This is a genomic window from Burkholderia sp. EMB26 (assembly GCF_024730645.1).
GTDB lineage: Bacteria > Pseudomonadota > Gammaproteobacteria > Burkholderiales > Burkholderiaceae > Burkholderia > Burkholderia cenocepacia.
Genome location: NZ_CP078071.1, coordinates 2908779 through 2924550, shown reverse-complemented (window position 1 = coordinate 2924550; position 15772 = coordinate 2908779). Strand labels below are relative to the sequence as shown.

At 69.0% G+C, this 15772-nt stretch carries 18 protein-coding genes; 13 read left to right on the top strand and 5 right to left on the bottom strand.

Annotated elements, in window-relative coordinates; genetic code table 11:
• Positions 1-22 precede the first annotated feature (22 nt).
• From KU887_RS29945 to KU887_RS29925, 5 genes are all read left to right on the top strand, one after another.
• Positions 23-418: a hypothetical protein gene (locus KU887_RS29945; protein WP_006486478.1), complete on the top strand. Its 396-nt coding sequence runs from the start codon at positions 23-25 to the stop codon at positions 416-418.
• A 97-nt stretch (positions 419-515) separates the two neighbouring features.
• Complete coding sequence (locus KU887_RS29940; protein WP_163125161.1) at positions 516-1514, top strand: homoserine kinase; 999 nt, start codon at positions 516-518, stop codon at positions 1512-1514.
• On the top strand, positions 1505-2314 hold the full coding sequence (locus KU887_RS29935; protein ID WP_006486425.1) for a BPSS1780 family membrane protein: 810 nt from the start codon (positions 1505-1507) through the stop codon (positions 2312-2314). The genes KU887_RS29940 and KU887_RS29935 overlap by 10 nt, the downstream gene beginning before the upstream one ends.
• A 189-nt stretch (positions 2315-2503) precedes the next feature.
• Complete coding sequence (locus tag KU887_RS29930) at positions 2504-2956, top strand: MarR family winged helix-turn-helix transcriptional regulator (RefSeq protein ID WP_006496011.1); 453 nt, start codon at positions 2504-2506, stop codon at positions 2954-2956.
• A gap of 154 nt (positions 2957-3110) precedes the next feature.
• Positions 3111-3530: an organic hydroperoxide resistance protein gene (locus KU887_RS29925; protein ID WP_200062395.1), complete on the top strand. Its 420-nt coding sequence runs from the start codon at positions 3111-3113 to the stop codon at positions 3528-3530.
• A 109-nt stretch (positions 3531-3639) separates the two neighbouring features.
• Here KU887_RS29925 and KU887_RS29920 read toward each other — a convergent pair whose 3' ends face one another.
• Both KU887_RS29920 and KU887_RS29915 read right to left on the bottom strand, forming a co-directional pair.
• Positions 3640-3816: a DUF3563 family protein gene (locus tag KU887_RS29920; protein ID WP_006486452.1), complete on the bottom strand. Its 177-nt coding sequence runs from the start codon at positions 3814-3816 to the stop codon at positions 3640-3642.
• 80 nt (positions 3817-3896) lie between these two features.
• Entirely contained in the window at positions 3897-5006 is a 1110-nt protein-coding gene (locus KU887_RS29915; protein ID WP_034202635.1) for a PHB depolymerase family esterase, read from the bottom strand.
• A 258-nt stretch (positions 5007-5264) separates the two neighbouring features.
• On the opposite strand from KU887_RS29915, the gene KU887_RS29910 reads away from it, so the two are divergent.
• The 4 genes from KU887_RS29910 (at position 5265) to KU887_RS29895 (ending at position 8349) form a co-directional block, all read left to right on the top strand.
• Positions 5265-5963 carry a phosphatase PAP2 family protein gene (locus KU887_RS29910; protein ID WP_058902873.1) on the top strand — a complete coding sequence of 233 codons (699 nt, stop codon included), beginning with the start codon at positions 5265-5267 and terminating at the stop codon, positions 5961-5963.
• Positions 5964-6100: 137 nt separating this feature from the next.
• Complete coding sequence (modA, locus tag KU887_RS29905; RefSeq protein ID WP_006486460.1) at positions 6101-6895, top strand: molybdate ABC transporter substrate-binding protein; 795 nt, start codon at positions 6101-6103, stop codon at positions 6893-6895.
• A 10-nt stretch (positions 6896-6905) separates the two neighbouring features.
• A complete protein-coding gene (gene modB / locus KU887_RS29900) occupies positions 6906-7583 on the top strand; it encodes a molybdate ABC transporter permease subunit (RefSeq protein ID WP_006486472.1) in 678 nt (225 codons plus the stop codon).
• 64 nt (positions 7584-7647) lie between these two features.
• Positions 7648-8349 (top strand): sulfate/molybdate ABC transporter ATP-binding protein, encoded by a 702-nt coding sequence (locus KU887_RS29895; RefSeq protein WP_060212585.1) that lies wholly within the window; start codon positions 7648-7650, stop codon positions 8347-8349.
• A gap of 174 nt (positions 8350-8523) precedes the next feature.
• On the opposite strand, the gene KU887_RS29890 is transcribed toward KU887_RS29895, so the two are convergent.
• The 3 genes from KU887_RS29890 to KU887_RS29880 form a co-directional block, all read right to left on the bottom strand.
• A complete protein-coding gene (locus KU887_RS29890) occupies positions 8524-9360 on the bottom strand; it encodes a TOBE domain-containing protein (protein WP_043205172.1) in 837 nt (278 codons plus the stop codon).
• 53 nt (positions 9361-9413) lie between these two features.
• Positions 9414-11039 carry a CHAD domain-containing protein gene (locus KU887_RS29885; RefSeq protein ID WP_059722575.1) on the bottom strand — a complete coding sequence of 542 codons (1626 nt, stop codon included), beginning with the start codon at positions 11037-11039 and terminating at the stop codon, positions 9414-9416.
• Between the two features lie 139 nt (positions 11040-11178).
• Positions 11179-11562 (bottom strand): tautomerase family protein, encoded by a 384-nt coding sequence (locus tag KU887_RS29880; RefSeq protein WP_006486465.1) that lies wholly within the window; start codon positions 11560-11562, stop codon positions 11179-11181.
• A 113-nt stretch (positions 11563-11675) separates the two neighbouring features.
• On the opposite strand from KU887_RS29880, the gene KU887_RS29875 reads away from it, so the two are divergent.
• The 4 genes from KU887_RS29875 to KU887_RS29860 all read left to right on the top strand — a co-directional run bounded on the left by KU887_RS29875 (position 11676) and on the right by KU887_RS29860 (position 15761).
• Complete coding sequence (locus KU887_RS29875) at positions 11676-12533, top strand: LysR family transcriptional regulator (protein WP_012493188.1); 858 nt, start codon at positions 11676-11678, stop codon at positions 12531-12533.
• 37 nt (positions 12534-12570) lie between these two features.
• Complete coding sequence (locus tag KU887_RS29870) at positions 12571-13494, top strand: DMT family transporter (RefSeq protein WP_034202638.1); 924 nt, start codon at positions 12571-12573, stop codon at positions 13492-13494.
• Between the two features lie 67 nt (positions 13495-13561).
• The gene (locus KU887_RS29865; protein ID WP_006493112.1) at positions 13562-14341 is read left to right on the top strand and encodes a sensor histidine kinase KdpD; all 780 of its coding nucleotides are present in this window, start codon (positions 13562-13564) and stop codon (positions 14339-14341) included.
• Between the two features lie 76 nt (positions 14342-14417).
• A complete protein-coding gene (locus KU887_RS29860; protein ID WP_006486244.1) occupies positions 14418-15761 on the top strand; it encodes a hemolysin family protein in 1344 nt (447 codons plus the stop codon).
• The last annotated feature ends 11 nt before the right edge of the window (positions 15762-15772 follow it).

Sequence of the window (15772 nt, the reverse complement as noted above, 5' to 3'; positions counted from 1 at the left end):
GTAGGTTCACTGGAGACTCATCATGAAGCCGCTCATTTTCGTCGCCGCTGCCGTCGCGTTTGCCGCCGCCGGCGTCGCTCACGCCGCCGGCGGCACGCCTGACGCCGACGCGCAGGCCCGGGCCGAGGCCAACGAAGCCGCCGGCCTGCCCGATCTCCGCAAGATCAACCGGCCGGGCGCCGAAGTCACGTCGAAAGTGGACTTCGCCGACATCCGCCGCACGCCGAGCTTCCACGAAAAGAGCAAGAACGGCACCGAAGTCACCGAGTACCGCGACCGCGGCAAGCCGGTCGAGATCGACGTGAAATCGAACTTCGGCACGCGCTACCAGATGAGCTCGACGCCCGACACGTCGCCGAAGCCGCACGATGCGGGCATCCCGATCACGCGCCTGCCGTCGCTGAACCTGCGCTACTGATTCCGTGGCGTGGCGCACCGGGCGCCGCGCCGCCCCTTCACCTGTTGTCGCGATGCACGCCGCCCGCGTGCCGACACCCTGACCTGACGCATCCCGCATGGCCGTTTTCACCGCTGTTTCCGACTCCGATCTCGCGCAATGGATGCGCCACTACGAACTGGGCGACGTGCTTGCGTTCCGCGGCATTCCGTCCGGTATCGAAAACAGCAATTTCTTCCTGACGACGACGCGCGGCGAATACGTCCTCACGATCTTCGAAAAGCTGACGGCGCAGCAGCTGCCGTTCTACCTCGACCTGATGCGCCATCTGGCCGCCCACGGCGTGCCGGTCCCGGACCCGATCCCGCGTGACGACGGCGCGCTGTTCGGCGAACTGCACGGCAAGCCGGCCGCGATCGTCACGAAGCTCGACGGCGCGGCCGAACTCGCGCCGGGGGTCGAACACTGCATCGAGGTCGGACAGATGCTCGCGCGCCTGCACCTCGCGGGCCGCGACTATCCGCGCAGCCAGCCGAACCTGCGCAGCCTGCCGTGGTGGCAGGAGAACGTACCGGCCATCGTGCCGTTCATCACGGACGCGCAACGCACGCTGCTCGAAGGCGAGCTCGCGCACCAGGCCGGCTTCTTCGCGTCGGACGACTATGCGGCGCTGCCGGCCGGGCCATGCCATTGCGACCTGTTCCGCGACAACGTGCTGTTCGCGCACGCGGCGCCCGGCACCGGTCACGACGTACGCCTCGGCGGCTTCTTCGACTTCTACTTCGCGGGCTGCGACAAGTGGCTGTTCGACGTCGCGGTGACCGTCAACGACTGGTGCGTCGACCTCGCGACCGGCGTGCTCGACGTCGCGCGCGCCGATGCGCTGCTGCGCGCGTACCAGACCGTCCGGCCGTTCACGACGGAGGAACGTCGCCACTGGAGCGACATGCTGCGCGCCGGTGCGTACCGCTTCTGGGTGTCGCGCCTGTACGATTTCTACCTGCCGCGCGCGGCCGAGATGCTCAAGCCGCACGACCCCGGCCATTTCGAACGCATCCTGCGCGAGCGTATCGCGCATACGCCCGCGCTTCCCGAGATCCAAACCGCATGCAACTGATCGAAGTGCCCGCGAAAACGGGCTATGTCTGGTTCCGTCAAGGCATCTGGCTGTTCCGCCGGAATCCGCTCGCGTTCATCACGCTGTTCTTCACGTACCTGCTCGCCATCACGCTCGTGTCGATGGTGCCGGTGATCGGCTCCGCGCTACCGCTGGTGTTCATTCCCGGCATCGCGGTCGGCTTCATGGCCGCGTGCCGCGACACCGTGGCCGGCAAGACCGTGATGCCGACGATCCTCGTCGACGGCTTTCGCTCGTACGGCACCGTCGCGACCCAGCGGCTGCTCGCGCTCGGCGTGATCTACGTCGCGTCGATGGTGCTGGTGTTCGCCGCTTCGTCGTTCGTGGACGGCGGCGCGCTGTTCCACGTGATGATGGGCGCGGCCGACGAAGCGAACACGACGCCCGAGACGCTCGCCGCGCAAGGCACGCTCGGCGCGCTGTTCTTCGCGACGCTGCTCTATCTGCCGGTCGCGATGCTGTTCTGGTTCGCGCCGGTGCTGGTCGCATGGCATGACGTCCCGCCGGCGAAGGCGCTGTTCTTCAGCGTCGTCAGCTGCTGGCGCAATCGCGGCGCGTTCGTCGTATACGGCGTGCTGTGGTTCGCCGTCGCGCTCGGCACGTCGCTCGCGCTGTCGCTGCTGCTGCAGGCGCTCGGCGCCGGCGCGTATGCGCTGACGATCATGATGCCGGTGACGATCATCATCGTCACGATGCTGTACTGCTCGTTCTACGCGACCTATCGCGGCTGCTTCGGCGTGCAGGAACCGGGCGCGCCGACGACGATGTCCGGCCGCTGAACCCGCTCTTTCGGCCGGCGCATGTCGCCCGCCGTCGCACTGTTTCGCGCCGGGTCGTCGCCCGGCGCGCTTCTTCTGCCCCCCCTTTCCCGTCTCGCTTTCCTCCAGCCGCCCCTGTTCAATCGAATCTTTTGCGCGCAAAATAATTTGCGTACAAATCGTTCGCGCATCCGCCGCGCTTCCCGAACCATGGATCGCCTGCCCCCGCTGCCCCAGACGCTCGACGAGCAATTGTGCTTCGCACTTTACGCGACTTCGCACGCGATGACGAAGGCGTACAAGCCGCTGCTCGACAAGCTGTCGCTGACCTATCCCCAATATCTCGCGATGCTCGTGCTGTGGGAGCGCGACGACATGGCCGTGAAGGACATCGCCGCGCGGCTCGACCTCGATCCCGCCACGGTCACGCCGCTGCTGAAGCGGCTGGAAGCGCTCGGCTACGTCGAGCGCGTGCGCAGCGCGGCTGACGAACGCGTCGTCAACGTGCGTGTGACGTCGGCCGGCCGTGCGCTGAAGGATCGCGCGCGCTCGGTGCCCGCCGAGCTCTTTTGCGCGATGCAGCAAACGCCCGAATTCCTGATCCGGCTGCGCGCCGATCTCCAGCAGTTGCGCGACGCATTGTCGGCGGCCAACGAACGCTGACGCGCCAAGCGCAGACGACCTCGCCCGGCGCTGCCGGGTTTTTCTCCAAAATTTCATTTGCACACTAATGATTTGTGCTCTATATTTCACTCGTGGCCGGCGACACCCGTCTGACCGGACCGCTTTTCTCCCTCTTCCCGACAGGAGCTGCACGATGAACATTCTGTACAAGACCAGCGCCACGAGCACGGGCGGCCGCGACGGCCGCGCGGTATCCGCCGACCACAAGCTGGAAGTGAAGCTGGCCGCGCCGCGCGAACTCGGCGGCACGGGCGCGGAAGGCACGAATCCGGAGCAACTGTTTGCCGCAGGTTACTCGGCCTGTTTCCTGAGTGCGATGAAATTCGTCGCGGGCCAGAACAAGCAGACGCTGCCGGCCGATACGCAGGTGACGGCGGAAGTGGGCATCGGCCCGAACGACGCTGGCGGCTTCGGGCTCGACATCGAACTGCGCGTGTCGCTGCCGGGGCTCGACACGGCCGACGCGCAGGCGCTGGTCGACAAGGCGCACCACGTGTGCCCGTACTCGAACGCCACGCGCAACAACGTGCCGGTGCGCCTGACGGTCGTCTGACGCGACGCAGGGCCAGGAAAAATACAAAAAGGGCGCGTGCGGCACATGCCGCACGCGCCCTTTTGCGCGATTCGTCGAAATGGCGGGCCGGCAGGCCCGCGTGCGCCGCTTAGCGCGCGCCGATCGAATACGGGCGGTTCAGCGCCGCGTCGCGATCGATCTTGCGCATGCGGAATTCGAGGTCGTAGATGTCGGTGGCTTCGGCCAGGTACGCGTCGGTGCGCTCTTTCGCGGCCTTTTCAGCGTTCTTGGTCAGCATCAGGAAGAGGTGGCTCAGCAGGTACATGTTCGATCTCGCTATTCAAAGGTTCTGGACTAGGGTTTTCCCGAATTATAGGGAAAACCCTAGTCTTTGACCAGCGTCGATCAAACGATGCGTCGTTCGGTCGCCACAGTGCGCTGATTGGCTTCGAAAAAGGCCCAGATCATCGCGCTTGCGTCGGGGCCGACTGCCGCATGAAACGGCACGGCTTCGTCGCCGCCGGCCCACGCGTGATCGAGCCCTTTCACATGGCACAGCCGCACCACCGGCTCGCCGTCGCGGCACACATCGGTGATCTGGGCGCCCGTGTCGCGCGTCTCGACCCGTTCGCCGCCGCGCAGCGCGCCGCGGCTGTCGGCGAGCCCGTTCAGACGCATGAACTGCACGGTCAGTTGATCGGCATTCTTTGGCGCGACGACATGATCGCCGTCGCCCTGGACGATCAGCGCGGGCATGCCCGGATACGCGCCGGCCTCGACCAGCGCATCGACCGCCGCGGCCGGGTTCTGCCGCAGGCCGCGCCGCATCACGTCCATCGCGGTGATGCCGGAATTCGCCTCGCCCAGCGCCGGCCCCGAGTGCAATGCGACCGCCGCGAAACGGTCCGGATGGTGCAGTGCAAGAAGCGACGCCAGACCGGCGCCGGCCGACAGCCCCGCCACGTAGACGCGCGACGCGTCGAAGCCGTGTTCGTCGACCAGCGCGTCGACCAGCGACACCACCGCATTCGCCTCGCCGCGCCCCGCGCGGTCGGTGTCCTCATACCAGTGCCAGCAGCCGTGCGCGTGCGCGCGCAGCGACTGTTCCGGATACAGCACCGCGAAGCCGTGCTTGTCGGCCAGCAGGTTCATCCGCGTGCCCTGCGCGAATTCGTCTACCGACTGCTGGCAACCGTGCAGCATCACGACGAGCGGCATCGCGCCGCGTCGGCGGCCGGGCGGCACGTAGAGCCCGTACGCGAGATTCTGGACGAGGCGGCCGAGCGCGGGCGCCATCGGATGCTCGCCGCGCGTCCATTCGCCCGCGGCCCACGCGGCCGCGCGCGGCCGCACGCGCGATTCGCGTGGCGGGGACAGATCGGATACGGCGGAAGAGGTGGCGGCCTCGAGTGCGTCGCGTGTGATGCGCTGCGCATCGCGCGCCGCGCGCTTGGCGGCCGGAGACAGCATGCGTTTCATGCCGCCCAGCCATACCTTGGTCAGACTTTTGGTCATCGATCGGGCTCGCAGTCAGGAAAAATAGGGGCGCCATGAAGGCACCACAACGGGTGCATCGTTCGACTTTGTGCAATGCACCATAACATTGTTTCTGGGATTTTTCCTGCGCGCCGATAGTTCCCGGCGGCGCAAAAAACGGGCCTCATGCGGACGCGGCGCTATACTGGGGTTTCGCCGCTTGTATCCGTTGTAGTCGTTCTTCCCGGCTCGCGCGTTGATTTAAGCATCCTCCCCGCCTTCGTTCGTCCCCTTCCGATGTTCGACCTGTCCTCTCACCTGTGGATCATGATCACCGCGTTCGGCGGCGCCGGCCTGACCTTGCCGCTCGCGATCACGATTGCCGTCTGGCTCGCGCTCGGCTACTCGTGGCAGCGCGCGGCCGCATGGCTCGGCGTGCTCGCGGCCGCGATCGGCGTGGTGGCGCTCACCAAGATCGCGTTCCTCGGCTGGGGCATCGGCATTCGCGCGTGGGATTTCACCGGGTTCAGCGGCCATGCGATGCTGTCGACGTCGGTGTATCCGGTCGCGATTTTCCTCGCGCTGATCCGCACGCGCACGCCGGTGCGGATCGCCGGCATCGCGCTCGGCCTGGCGGCCGGCATCGCGGTGGGCGTGTCGCGCGTCGCGCTCGACGCGCATTCGCCGTCCGAATCGATCACCGGCTGCATCGTCGGCGCGACCGCCGCGCTCGCATTCATCGCCGGCTCGTGGCGCGCGGCGCCGCACCGCTGGTCGGTGCCCGCGGTCGTCGCGAGCCTCGCGCTCGTCACCGTGGCGCTGCACGGCATCACGGTGCCGTCGCATCGCTGGGTCACGAAGGTCGCGCTGCAACTGTCGGGCCACGAGCGCCCGTTCGTCCGCGCGCGCTGGAAGGCCAACCCGAACTACCATCCCGCGTCGCAGCCGTCGTCGCTGCAGCGCACCGAATCGGCGCCGCGCACGCTTCACACGTGACCGGCAGCCCGGCCGTCACGCCCGCCCCTTTTCACGTCTGACCATTTCATGCGCACCGTCGCATGAACAGTATGTCGAGCGTTATAACCCGCCCTATATTACGATTACGGTTTCCACCCATTCGAAACGAATCCACCATGCGCTCAACCGTCCGTCCGCTTCGCCGCACCCTGCTTCGCCTGCTGCCGATCGCCACGCTTGCCGCCGGGTTCGCGTTCAGCGCGCCCGCTTCCGCCGCCGACGAACTGGTCGTGTCGGCCGCCGCCAGCCTGACGAACGCATTCAAGGCCGTCGGCGACGCGTACGAGAAGCAGCATCCGGACACCAAGGTGCTGTTCAACTTCGGCGCATCGGACGTGCTGATGCAGCAGATCGCCAAGGGCGCGCCGGCCGACGTGTTCGCGTCGGCCGACCAGAAGGCGATGGATCGCGCGGTGAACGAAAAGGTGATCGTGCCCGGCACGCGCCGCGATTTCGCGGCGAACTCGCTGGTGCTGATCGTGCCGGCGGACAGCCACGCGGCCGCGCCGACGTCGCTGAACGACCTGACCGCGCCCGGCGTGAAACGCATCGCGTACGGCGACCCGGCCTCGGTGCCGGTCGGCCGCTACACCGAGGGCGCGCTGCGCGCGGCCGGCGTGTGGGATGCGGTCAGCGCGAAGGGCGTGCTGGCCGCCAACGTGCGCCAGAGCCTCGACTACGTCGCCCGCGGCGAAGTCGACGCGGGCTTCGTGTTCGGCACCGACGCCGCGATCATGCCGGGCCGCGTGAAGGTCGCGCTGACGGTGCCGACCCGGACGGCCATCACCTACCCGATCGCCGTGGTCAAGGACAGCCGCCACGCCGCGCAGGCGCAGTCGTTCATCGATTTCGTCGCGTCGTCCCAGGGCCAGGCCGTGCTGTCGACGTTCGGCTTCAAGCCCGCCAAGTGAGCGACTCGCGATGCAAGACGCCTGGGTCCCGCTGCTGCTGTCGCTGAAGGTCGCCGGCTGGGCGACCGCGCTCGACATCGTGCTCGGCGTCGCGGCCGCGTTCGTGCTCGCGCGCTGGCGCTCGCCGTTGCGCGACGTCGTCGACTCCGTGCTGACGCTGCCGCTCGTGCTGCCGCCGACGGTGCTGGGCTATTACCTGCTCGTGCTGCTCGGCCGGCGCGGCGTGTTCGGCGCATGGCTCGACACGCTCGGCATCGAGCTGGTGTTCACGTGGCAAGGTGCGGTGATCGCGTCGATGGTCGTCGCGTTTCCGCTGATCCTGAAATCGGCGCGCGCAGCGTTCGAAGGCGTCGACCCGCATCTCGAGCGCGCCGCGCGCACGCTCGGGCTCGGCGAAGTCGCGGTGTTCTTCCGCGTGACGCTGCCGCTCGCCACGCGCGGGATTCTCGCGGGCGCGCTGCTCGCGTTCGCGCGCGCGCTCGGCGAATTCGGCGCGACGTTGATGATCGCGGGCAACCTGCCCGGCCGCACGCAGACGCTGTCGGTCGCGATCTACGCGGCCGTGCAGGCCGGCGACGACAACACGGCCAATTTCCTCGTACTGGTGACGTCGATCACCTGCGTGCTCGTGCTGCTCGCGACCGGCTGGCTCGTGCCGTCGCGCGCCCGGCGGAGCCAGCTGACATGAAGCACCTGTTCCATCCGTATCGCCGGCGCCGTCCGGCTACCGGCCTGCCGCGGCGGAGGCCCGCATGAGCCTCGTCGTCGACATCCGCAAGACCTACGCGAACGCCGAGCGGCGCTTCACGCTCGACATGTCGTTCACCGCGACGACGCAGCGCGTCGTGCTGTTCGGGCCGTCGGGCGCGGGCAAGAGCATGACGCTGCAGGCGATCGCCGGGCTGCTGACGCCCGACGCGGGCACGATCACGCTGAACGGCGAGCCGCTGTTCGACGCCGCGCGCCGCATCGACGTGCCGACCCGCGAACGCCGGGTCGCGTACCTGTTCCAGGACTACGCGCTGTTCCCGCATCTGAACGTGCGGCAGAACATCGCGTTCGGGCTCACGTCCGGGCTGCGCAACCCGCGCGCGAAGACGGTGCCGCCGGAGGTCGCGTACTGGCTGCGCGCGTTCGACCTCGAAGCGCTCGCGGGGCAATATCCGTCGCAGTTGTCAGGCGGGCAGAAGCAGCGCGTGGCGCTCGCGCGTGCGCTGGTCGCGCAGCCGCGCATCCTGCTGCTCGACGAACCGTTCGCGGCGCTCGACGGCGCGATGCGCCAGCGCATGCGCCACGAGCTCGCCGAACTGCAGGCGCGGCTCGACATCCCGATGGTGCTGATCTCGCACGACCCCGACGACGTCGCCGCGTTCGGCGACCAGGTCGTGCAGTTGAGCGAAGGACGCGTGCAGGCGAACCCGCCGCACGCCGAGTGGCCGACGCGCGTCACCTGAACGCGCGACGCCGTGGTCGTGAGCGTGGCGCCGGTCGCCACGTTGGAGCCTGAGAGAAGCCGCAGCGCGGCACATGCTGAAAGCGGACACGAAGCCGGTGCGATGCGGACGAACGCGGCACCGGCTTCGCGCCGTCACCGCACGCCGGCCACGGGAGCCGCGCGGGCGGCCGGGTCAGCCCGTCACCGCCAGGATCACGCTCGATGCCTTGAACAGCGCGATCGCCCGCCGGCCGGCGTCGAGCTGCAACGCATCGACGCTGTCGTTGGTCACGACGGCCGTCAGCGTCCCGCCGCCGTCGAGCGCGAGCGTCACCTCGCTGTTCACCGCGCCCGCCGCGACGGCGTCGACGCTGCCGTGCAGCCGGTTGCGCGCGGACACTTTCAGATCGGGCCCGCCATCGTCGACCGCGAGCACGACCCACGACGCCTTCACCAGCGCGCACGCGTCCGCCCCTTCCCGCAGCCCCAGCGCGTCGGCGCTTTCGTGCGTCAGCACGGCGACGACCGACTGTCCGCCGGGCAACGCAAGCGTCACCTCGTCGTTGACGGTGCCGCGCACGATCGACGCGACCTTGCCGAACAACTGGTTGCGCGCGCTGGTCTTCATCCCGATCCGGCCGATCAGCGCCCAGTCGACGTCGAAGCCGGCCACGGCCGCGCTCGCGGCCTCGATGAAGCGGCGATGCTCGCGCTCGATCGTGCGGAATGCGGCGATCAGCGACGTCGCGCGCGGCGTCAGCGTCGTGCCGCCACCGCCCTTGCCGCCCGTCGAACGCGCGACGAGCGGTTCGCCGGCGAGATTGTTCATCGTGTCGACCGCATCCCACGCGGCCTTGTAGCTGAGGCCGACGGCCTTCGCCGCGCGCGTGATCGAACCGGTGTCGCCGATCGCCGCGAGCAACGCGATGCGCGTCGCGCCGCCGAGCGTCTGGTCGCCGGCGCGCAGCCACAGCTCGCCGCCCAGTTCGAGCGGTTCGGCGGACGAGGAGGAATGCGGAGCGTCGGTCATCATCGGCATGCGTGCGGGAAACGGGCGGCCATTATAGGGTCGGCGCGCAGCGCTCAGCCCGGCTTGCCGTCGAGCTTCGGCGGCCGCAGGCTGGCCAGCAGCGTCTCAGCGTCGCGCGCCGCGCGCTGTTCGAGCGCGGCGCCGTAGCCGCGCACGAAACCGAGCTGATACGGCGGCGCCGCGAGTTGCTCGAGATGGTGCAGCGCAACCATCGCGTCGTTCGCTTCGCCGAGCACGCTCTGCACGCGCGTGAGCGTCTTGACCGTCTCGTTGCGCGTGCGGCGCGACGCGAGCGACGCGAAGAATTCGAGCGCGTAGCGCAGCCGCTTCGCGTCGATCCGCACCTGATGGCGTGCCGCCGTATCGAGCGACGTGAGCGACGGCGATCCATAGAGATCACCGAACAGCCGCCGCACGCGCTTGGTCGCGTGACGCCGCAGCGACGGTGCGTCGTCGTCGTCGGCCGCCGGCAGCGCGAGCGCGCTCAGCCATTCGAGCCAGCCGAGCGTCAGCCGCGCATAGCGGGCCGAATGCAGCGCCTGGCGCAGCTCGACGCGCGCGGCCATCGACTGCGCGCGGGCGGCGTCGAGCGTGCCGTCCCAGTCGCTGCCGCCGCCGTCGGCCGCGATCAGCGCGGGCAGGCTCTCGGTCGCGAACACGTCCCAATCGCGCACCGTGCCGAGCAGCGCGGCGAGCCAGCGCAGGTCGACGCCGAGCGTGTCCTTCCATTGATCGTCGGTAAAGCGCGGGAAGAAACGCATCAGCGTGCGCAGGCGGCGCAGCGCGACGCGCATCTGGTGCACGAATTCGGGATCGTCGCGCTCGAGCACGCCGCATTCGTTGCCGAGCCATTGCGCGGTGATGTCGCCGGACAGCGCGAACAACGCGGCGCGCTGCGTGCGGATGCCGGTCAGGTCGACGGACTGCGCCTTGACCAGCACGGCGGCCACCGGTCCGCCCGCACAGGTGCGGTCGATCACGCTCGTCAGTTGCACGAAGGCGGGCCACGCGCCGCTCAGTTCGCGCGCCGCGGCAAACAGCGCATGCAGCGCGGCCGTGCGCGCGGCGACGGTTTCCCAGTCGGGCGCGGCCAGGCGCAGCTCGACGTAGCGGCGCGGCGGCTCGCCTCCGCCATGCAGCGTGATGTCGTCGAGCGTCATCTCGACCACGACGCCGCTGTCGTCGGCCCAGCGCCCGCGCCGCCGCTCGCTGACGATGCGCAGCGCCGCCGCCTGGGCGCGCGCTTCGTCGGTGTCCGGTGCAACGCCGCCGGTTTCGGCAGCCGCCGCATCGGCCTCGGCCTCGGCTGCGGTACGTGTCGCGGGTATCGGCAGCGGCGTCGCGACGACGATCCCCGCGTGCTCCGCGTCGAACAGTTCACGCTGCGTGACGCCGGGAGCGAACGTCTGCGTGCGCGAGGCGACGACCCGCGTGCCGTGCGCGTTCGATTCGACCCAGGTCCACCAGTTCGCGCCGGGGCTCCGCTCGGCCTCCTCGATCTGGCACGGCTCGATCGTCACGCGCTCGTGGCCGCGCCGCATCCGGACCTGCGGGCAGATCCGCCACGCGCGCACGAGTTCGGCGCCGAACTCGCGCTGCGCGCCCCGGGCGCGGCTCGCGCCCTTGACCGGCCACCCTTCCAGCGACAGCGACAACACGATTTCCAGCACACGCGACATGGAGGCTCCTGCACATGAAGGACCGCCGGCGCATCGACCGCGCCGGCGTCGCTCGTGAAGCAGCTTCCATAGTACACGCCGCCCAAACGCGCAGGCGTCGATCCGGCCCCGCCGCCCTGTGGCAGGTCAAGCCGGCACGTCAGACCGCGTATTGCGCGATGCCGTTGCCGAACGACCAGTCCTCCTTCAGCACTTCGACCAGACTGATGAATACGTCTTCCTGCCGCACGCCGGGCTGCTGCGCGAGGTTCTCGGCGATCGTCCGGTACAGCGCCCGCTTCTGCTCGAGCGTGCGCGTGTTGTTCGCGGTGATCTGGATCATCACGAGATCGTCGCTGCGCTCGATATCGTAGTAGTGACGGCCGAACACGAAGTTCTCGGCCGCATGCTCGGTTACGACCATGAAGATGTCGTCCTCCGGCACGTTGAACGTGTGCATCAGCGCGCGGTGCACGCCGTCGACGAGGGCCCTGCGGTAGGCGGCCGGTTTGCCTTCGCGTACGGCGATACGGGTGAATGGCATGGTGCTGCTCCTGTCGGTGAGTGACGTTGAAGAACGAAAACACAGCGTCAGGTTAGGCGCGCCAACTTATAATGAACAGTCATTGATGAATATTTCATTCATTTTCATTTGAAATGAAAGTACTCGATCTCGATGCCGTCCGCGCGTTCGTGCTGGTCGCCGACCTCGCCAGCTTCACGCGCGCCGCCGATGCACTCGGCACCACCCAATCGGCCGTCAGCCTGAAGCTGAAGCGGCTGGAGGCGCATCTCGGCAAGCCGCTGCTGGCGCGCACGCCGCGCGTCGTCAAGCTGGCCGCCGACGGTGAGAATTTCCTGCCGGCCGCCCGCGCGCTGCTCGACGCGCACGAACATGCGCTCGGCGCGATCTCGACCGGCACGGTGCGCCTGTCGCTCGGCGTCAGCGAGCACGTCGCGGTGCCCGACCTGCCGGCCGTGCTCACGAGCCTGCACCGGCAGGATCCGGGCCTGTCGCTGGAAATGCATCTCGGGGCGTCGACGAGCCTGCTGCCGCAATACGACGAACGGCGGTTCGACGCGGTGATCGTCCGCCACGAGCCCGGCGAAGATCCGCCGCGCGACGACGGCACGCTGCTGTTCACCGAGCCGCTGACCTGGCTCGCCGCGCCCGACTGGGCGCCGCGCGCCGGCGAGCCGCTGCCGCTCGCGGTGCTGGCCGGCCCGTGCGGCGTGCGGGCCGCCGCGCTGCGCGCGCTCGACCGCGCGGGGCTGCCGTGGCGCGAGCGCTTCACGGGCGGCGGGGTCGCGGCGGTCACGGCCGCCGCCGCGGCAGGGCTGGCCGTGTGCCCGCTCGCGCGCCGCGTCGCGCCGCGCACGCTGGTCGACGTCGGCGCGAAATTCGGGCTGCCGCCGCTGCCGCAATCGCAGGTCGTGCTGTATTCGCGCGTACGCGACGCCCGCGCCGCGGCCGCATTGCGCAGGTTCGCCGACAGTCTTGCAATCTCGGCGTAAACTAGCGGGCTCCGCCGCAATCTCCAGACGAATTCCGATGAAGCCCGAAGCCCGCAAGCACCTCCGCGCCAACCTGCTGATGCTCGGCGCCGCCGCGATCTGGGGTTCCGCTTTCGTCGCGCAACGCCTGAGCCTCGACGTGATCGGGCCGTTCCTGTTCACGGGGCTGCGGTTCCTGCTCGGCGCGCTCGTGCTGGTGCCGCTGCTGATGGTCAATACCGCGTCGCGCGCGCAGCTCGCGGCGATCCGGCGCGAACCGGCTTTGCTGCTGCCGGGCGTCGCGCTCGGCGGGCTGCTCGCGGTGTCGATCTCGCTGCAGCAGTTCGGCCTGCAATACACGCGAATCGCCAACGCCGGCTTCATCAGCTCGCTGTACGTCGTGATCGTGCCGCTGATGGGCGTGTTCGCGCGCCACCGGATCGGCGCGGGCACGTGGTTCGGCGCGTTGCTGGCCGCGATCGGCCTGTATTTCCTCAGCATCGACGAGCACTTCTCGGTGCTCTACGGCGACTGGTTCCAGCTCGCGGGCGCCGTCATCATCGCCGCGCACGTGATGGCGGTCGGCCATCTCGCGAAACGTCACGATCCCCTCGTGCTCGCGTTCCTGCAGTTCGTCGTGTGCGGCGTCGCGTGTCTCGCGGTCGGGCTGGCCGTCGAACCGGTCAGCGTCGCGATGCTGCGCGGCGCGCTGCCGACGTTGCTGTACGGCGGGCTGCTGTCGGTCGGGGTCGGCTATACGCTGCAGGTCGTCGCGCAACGCGACGCGGCGCCCGCGCACGCGGCCGTGATCTTCAGCATGGAAGGCGTGTTCGCGGCGATCGCCGGTTGGGCCGCGCTCGGCGAAACGCTGACGCTGCGCGCGCTGGTCGGCTGCGCACTGATGCTCGCCGGCCTGCTCGCGTGCCAGTTGCTGCCGAACGGCGACGCACGGAAAAAGGACGAGGACGCGCTGCCGGCGTGACGCCCACCGTCCCTATAATGGCGATTCGCGTGACTTTCACGCCAACCGCTTCCGACAGGCCTGCTCCGTGACGTCCACTTCCGTCGATCCCGCCGCCGACCTGCTGCGCGAACGCGCAGCGCACTACGCCGCCCAGGCGGCGCTGTTCCTGCGCGACCAGGCGCTCTCCACCGCGTCGCACGACCTGCGCAGCCCGCTGAATGCGATGCACAGCTGGGCCTACGTGCTCGAGCGCCAGCTCGCCAATGCCGATCCGAACCTGCAGCGCGCGCTCGCGGGCATCCGCACCGGCATCGACCAGCAGGTCGCGCTGATCGACGGCGTGCTCGACGCGCCGCGCGCGGAAACGCGCACGCTCGCGCTCGCGCCGCGGCCGTTCGCGCTGCGTGCGCTGCTCGACGACACGATCGCGCTCGTGCGTGTCGCGCTCGCCGACGCACGCCAGGTCGCGCTCGACGCGACGCTGCCGGACGGCGAGCCGTCGCTCACGGTCGACCGCGAGCGCGTCGCGCAGGCGCTGTGGACCCTGCTGACGACGGCCGTCGAGGCCAGCGCCGCGGGCAGCCGTGTCGCGTTCGCGTGCACTCGCGACGGCGCGCAGTTCACCGCGCGCGCCACCTGCACGGTGAACGCCGACGTACTCGTCGACCCGGAACAACCGCACGCGTTCGAATCGTTCGCGCGGCGCGAAATGCTACGCGAGCGCGACGCGAAACGCAGCGCGTGGACACTCGCGCTGTGCCAGCGCGTCGCCCTGGCGCACGGCGGCACGTTCACGCACGACGTGTTCGCCGACGGCGCGACCGCCACGATCACCTTCTCGATTCCCTGCGAGGCGCCGGTGTAAGCAAGCGGTCGCCCGATACATTACGAATTCCTTTCTGGCTCTATACTGATGAGCCTGTCATAACCGGAGCGATTCTTTGTTACAGATCTTCGCGCTCATCGGCGCGTTGTTCCTGGTGGCCCTGAACGGGTTCTTCGTTGCGGCCGAATTCGGCCTCGTCAAACTCCGCGCGACGCGCGTCAAGACCCTCGCCCGCAAGCACGGCCTGCGCGGGCGCATCCTCGCCGTCGTCCACGGCCGGCTCGATGCGTATCTCTCCGCGTGCCAGCTCGGCATCACGCTCGCGTCGCTCGGCCTCGGCTGGGTCGGCGAACCGGCGTTCGCGCAACTGATCGGCCCGCTGCTCGACCTGATCGGCGTGCAGTCCGAACGCGTCGTGCATCTGATCTCGCTGGTGTTCGCGTTCTCGCTGATCTCGTTCCTGCATATCGTCGTCGGCGAACTGGCGCCGAAATCGATGGCGATCCGCCAGTCGGAGAAGGTCGGCCTGTGGGTCGCGCTGCCGCTCTACGCGTTCTACTGGGCGATGTATCCGGCGATCTGGGTGCTCAATACCAGCGCCAACGCGGTGCTGCGGCTCGCGGGGCTGTCGGCCGACCACGGCGGCGACGCGCACTATTCGACCGACGAGCTGAAGCTGATCCTGCGCAGCCGCCGCAGCGCGGCCGGCAATGCGGCCCAGCCGGCGCGCGGCACGTACAGCAACGACGAATGGAACACGCTCGCGCATTCGCTCGATTTTTCGTCGATGACCGTGTCGGACCTGATGCGGCCGGCCCATGAAATGATCGGCCTGCGGCGCGACCTGCCGCTGCCCGACAACATGGAGATCGTCGCGCGGCACCGTTTCAGCCGCTATCCGCTGTTCGAGGATGCGTCGCGCGAACAGGTGAGCGGGCTGATCCACCTGAAGGACCTGCTGCTCGCGCGTCACGCGGGCGCCGCGCTCGACGATCTGTCCGACTACGTGCGCCCGGTTCAGTACGTGAAGCCCGACACGCCGGCGCTGGAGCTGTTCCGCCGCTTCCGCAAGGGCGCCCCGCACTTCGCGCTGGTCGGCAACAAGGGCGAGAAGCCGATCGGCTTCCTGACGCTCGACAACCTGCTCGGCGCGCTGGTCGGCCAGATCCACGACGAGTTCCGCCAGGGCGATGCGGACTGGAGCCGCCTCGACGACGGCACGCTGATGGGCAAGGGCAGCCTGCCCGTCGTGTCGCTCGAGCAGGCGCTCGGCATCGACATCGACGAAGGCCGCGCGGAATCGGTCGGCGGCCTCGTGATCCAGGCGTTGAGCGACCTGCCGACCGAAGGGCAGCGCGTGTCGTTCGACCGCTTCGACGTCGTCGTGAAGAAGATGAACGGGCCGCGCATCGTGCTCGTGCGCGTCTATCCGAAGATCGCGAAAGAGGCCGACGAATGACGGCCGCACGT

Excerpts from the sequence above, each read along its gene's own strand:
- KU887_RS29945 (WP_006486478.1), top strand. The coding sequence starts at position 23 with ATGAAGCCGCTCATTTTCGTCGCCGCTGCCGTCGCGTTTGCCGCCGCC.
- KU887_RS29915 (WP_034202635.1), bottom strand. The coding sequence starts at position 5,006 with ATGACCAAAAGTCTGACCAAGGTATGGCTGGGCGGCATGAAACGCATG.
- modB (WP_006486472.1), top strand. The coding sequence starts at position 6,906 with ATGCAAGACGCCTGGGTCCCGCTGCTGCTGTCGCTGAAGGTCGCCGGC.
- modA (WP_006486460.1), top strand. The coding sequence starts at position 6,101 with ATGCGCTCAACCGTCCGTCCGCTTCGCCGCACCCTGCTTCGCCTGCTG.
- KU887_RS29895 (WP_060212585.1), top strand. The coding sequence starts at position 7,648 with ATGAGCCTCGTCGTCGACATCCGCAAGACCTACGCGAACGCCGAGCGG.
- KU887_RS29870 (WP_034202638.1), top strand. The coding sequence starts at position 12,571 with ATGAAGCCCGAAGCCCGCAAGCACCTCCGCGCCAACCTGCTGATGCTC.
- KU887_RS29910 (WP_058902873.1), top strand. The coding sequence starts at position 5,265 with ATGTTCGACCTGTCCTCTCACCTGTGGATCATGATCACCGCGTTCGGC.
- KU887_RS29880 (WP_006486465.1), bottom strand. The coding sequence starts at position 11,562 with ATGCCATTCACCCGTATCGCCGTACGCGAAGGCAAACCGGCCGCCTAC.
- KU887_RS29930 (WP_006496011.1), top strand. The coding sequence starts at position 2,504 with ATGGATCGCCTGCCCCCGCTGCCCCAGACGCTCGACGAGCAATTGTGC.
- KU887_RS29875 (WP_012493188.1), top strand. The coding sequence starts at position 11,676 with ATGAAAGTACTCGATCTCGATGCCGTCCGCGCGTTCGTGCTGGTCGCC.
- KU887_RS29935 (WP_006486425.1), top strand. The coding sequence starts at position 1,505 with ATGCAACTGATCGAAGTGCCCGCGAAAACGGGCTATGTCTGGTTCCGT.
- KU887_RS29885 (WP_059722575.1), bottom strand. The coding sequence starts at position 11,039 with ATGTCGCGTGTGCTGGAAATCGTGTTGTCGCTGTCGCTGGAAGGGTGG.
- KU887_RS29940 (WP_163125161.1), top strand. The coding sequence starts at position 516 with ATGGCCGTTTTCACCGCTGTTTCCGACTCCGATCTCGCGCAATGGATG.
- KU887_RS29890 (WP_043205172.1), bottom strand. The coding sequence starts at position 9,360 with ATGACCGACGCTCCGCATTCCTCCTCGTCCGCCGAACCGCTCGAACTG.
- KU887_RS29920 (WP_006486452.1), bottom strand. The coding sequence starts at position 3,816 with ATGTACCTGCTGAGCCACCTCTTCCTGATGCTGACCAAGAACGCTGAA.
- KU887_RS29925 (WP_200062395.1), top strand. The coding sequence starts at position 3,111 with ATGAACATTCTGTACAAGACCAGCGCCACGAGCACGGGCGGCCGCGAC.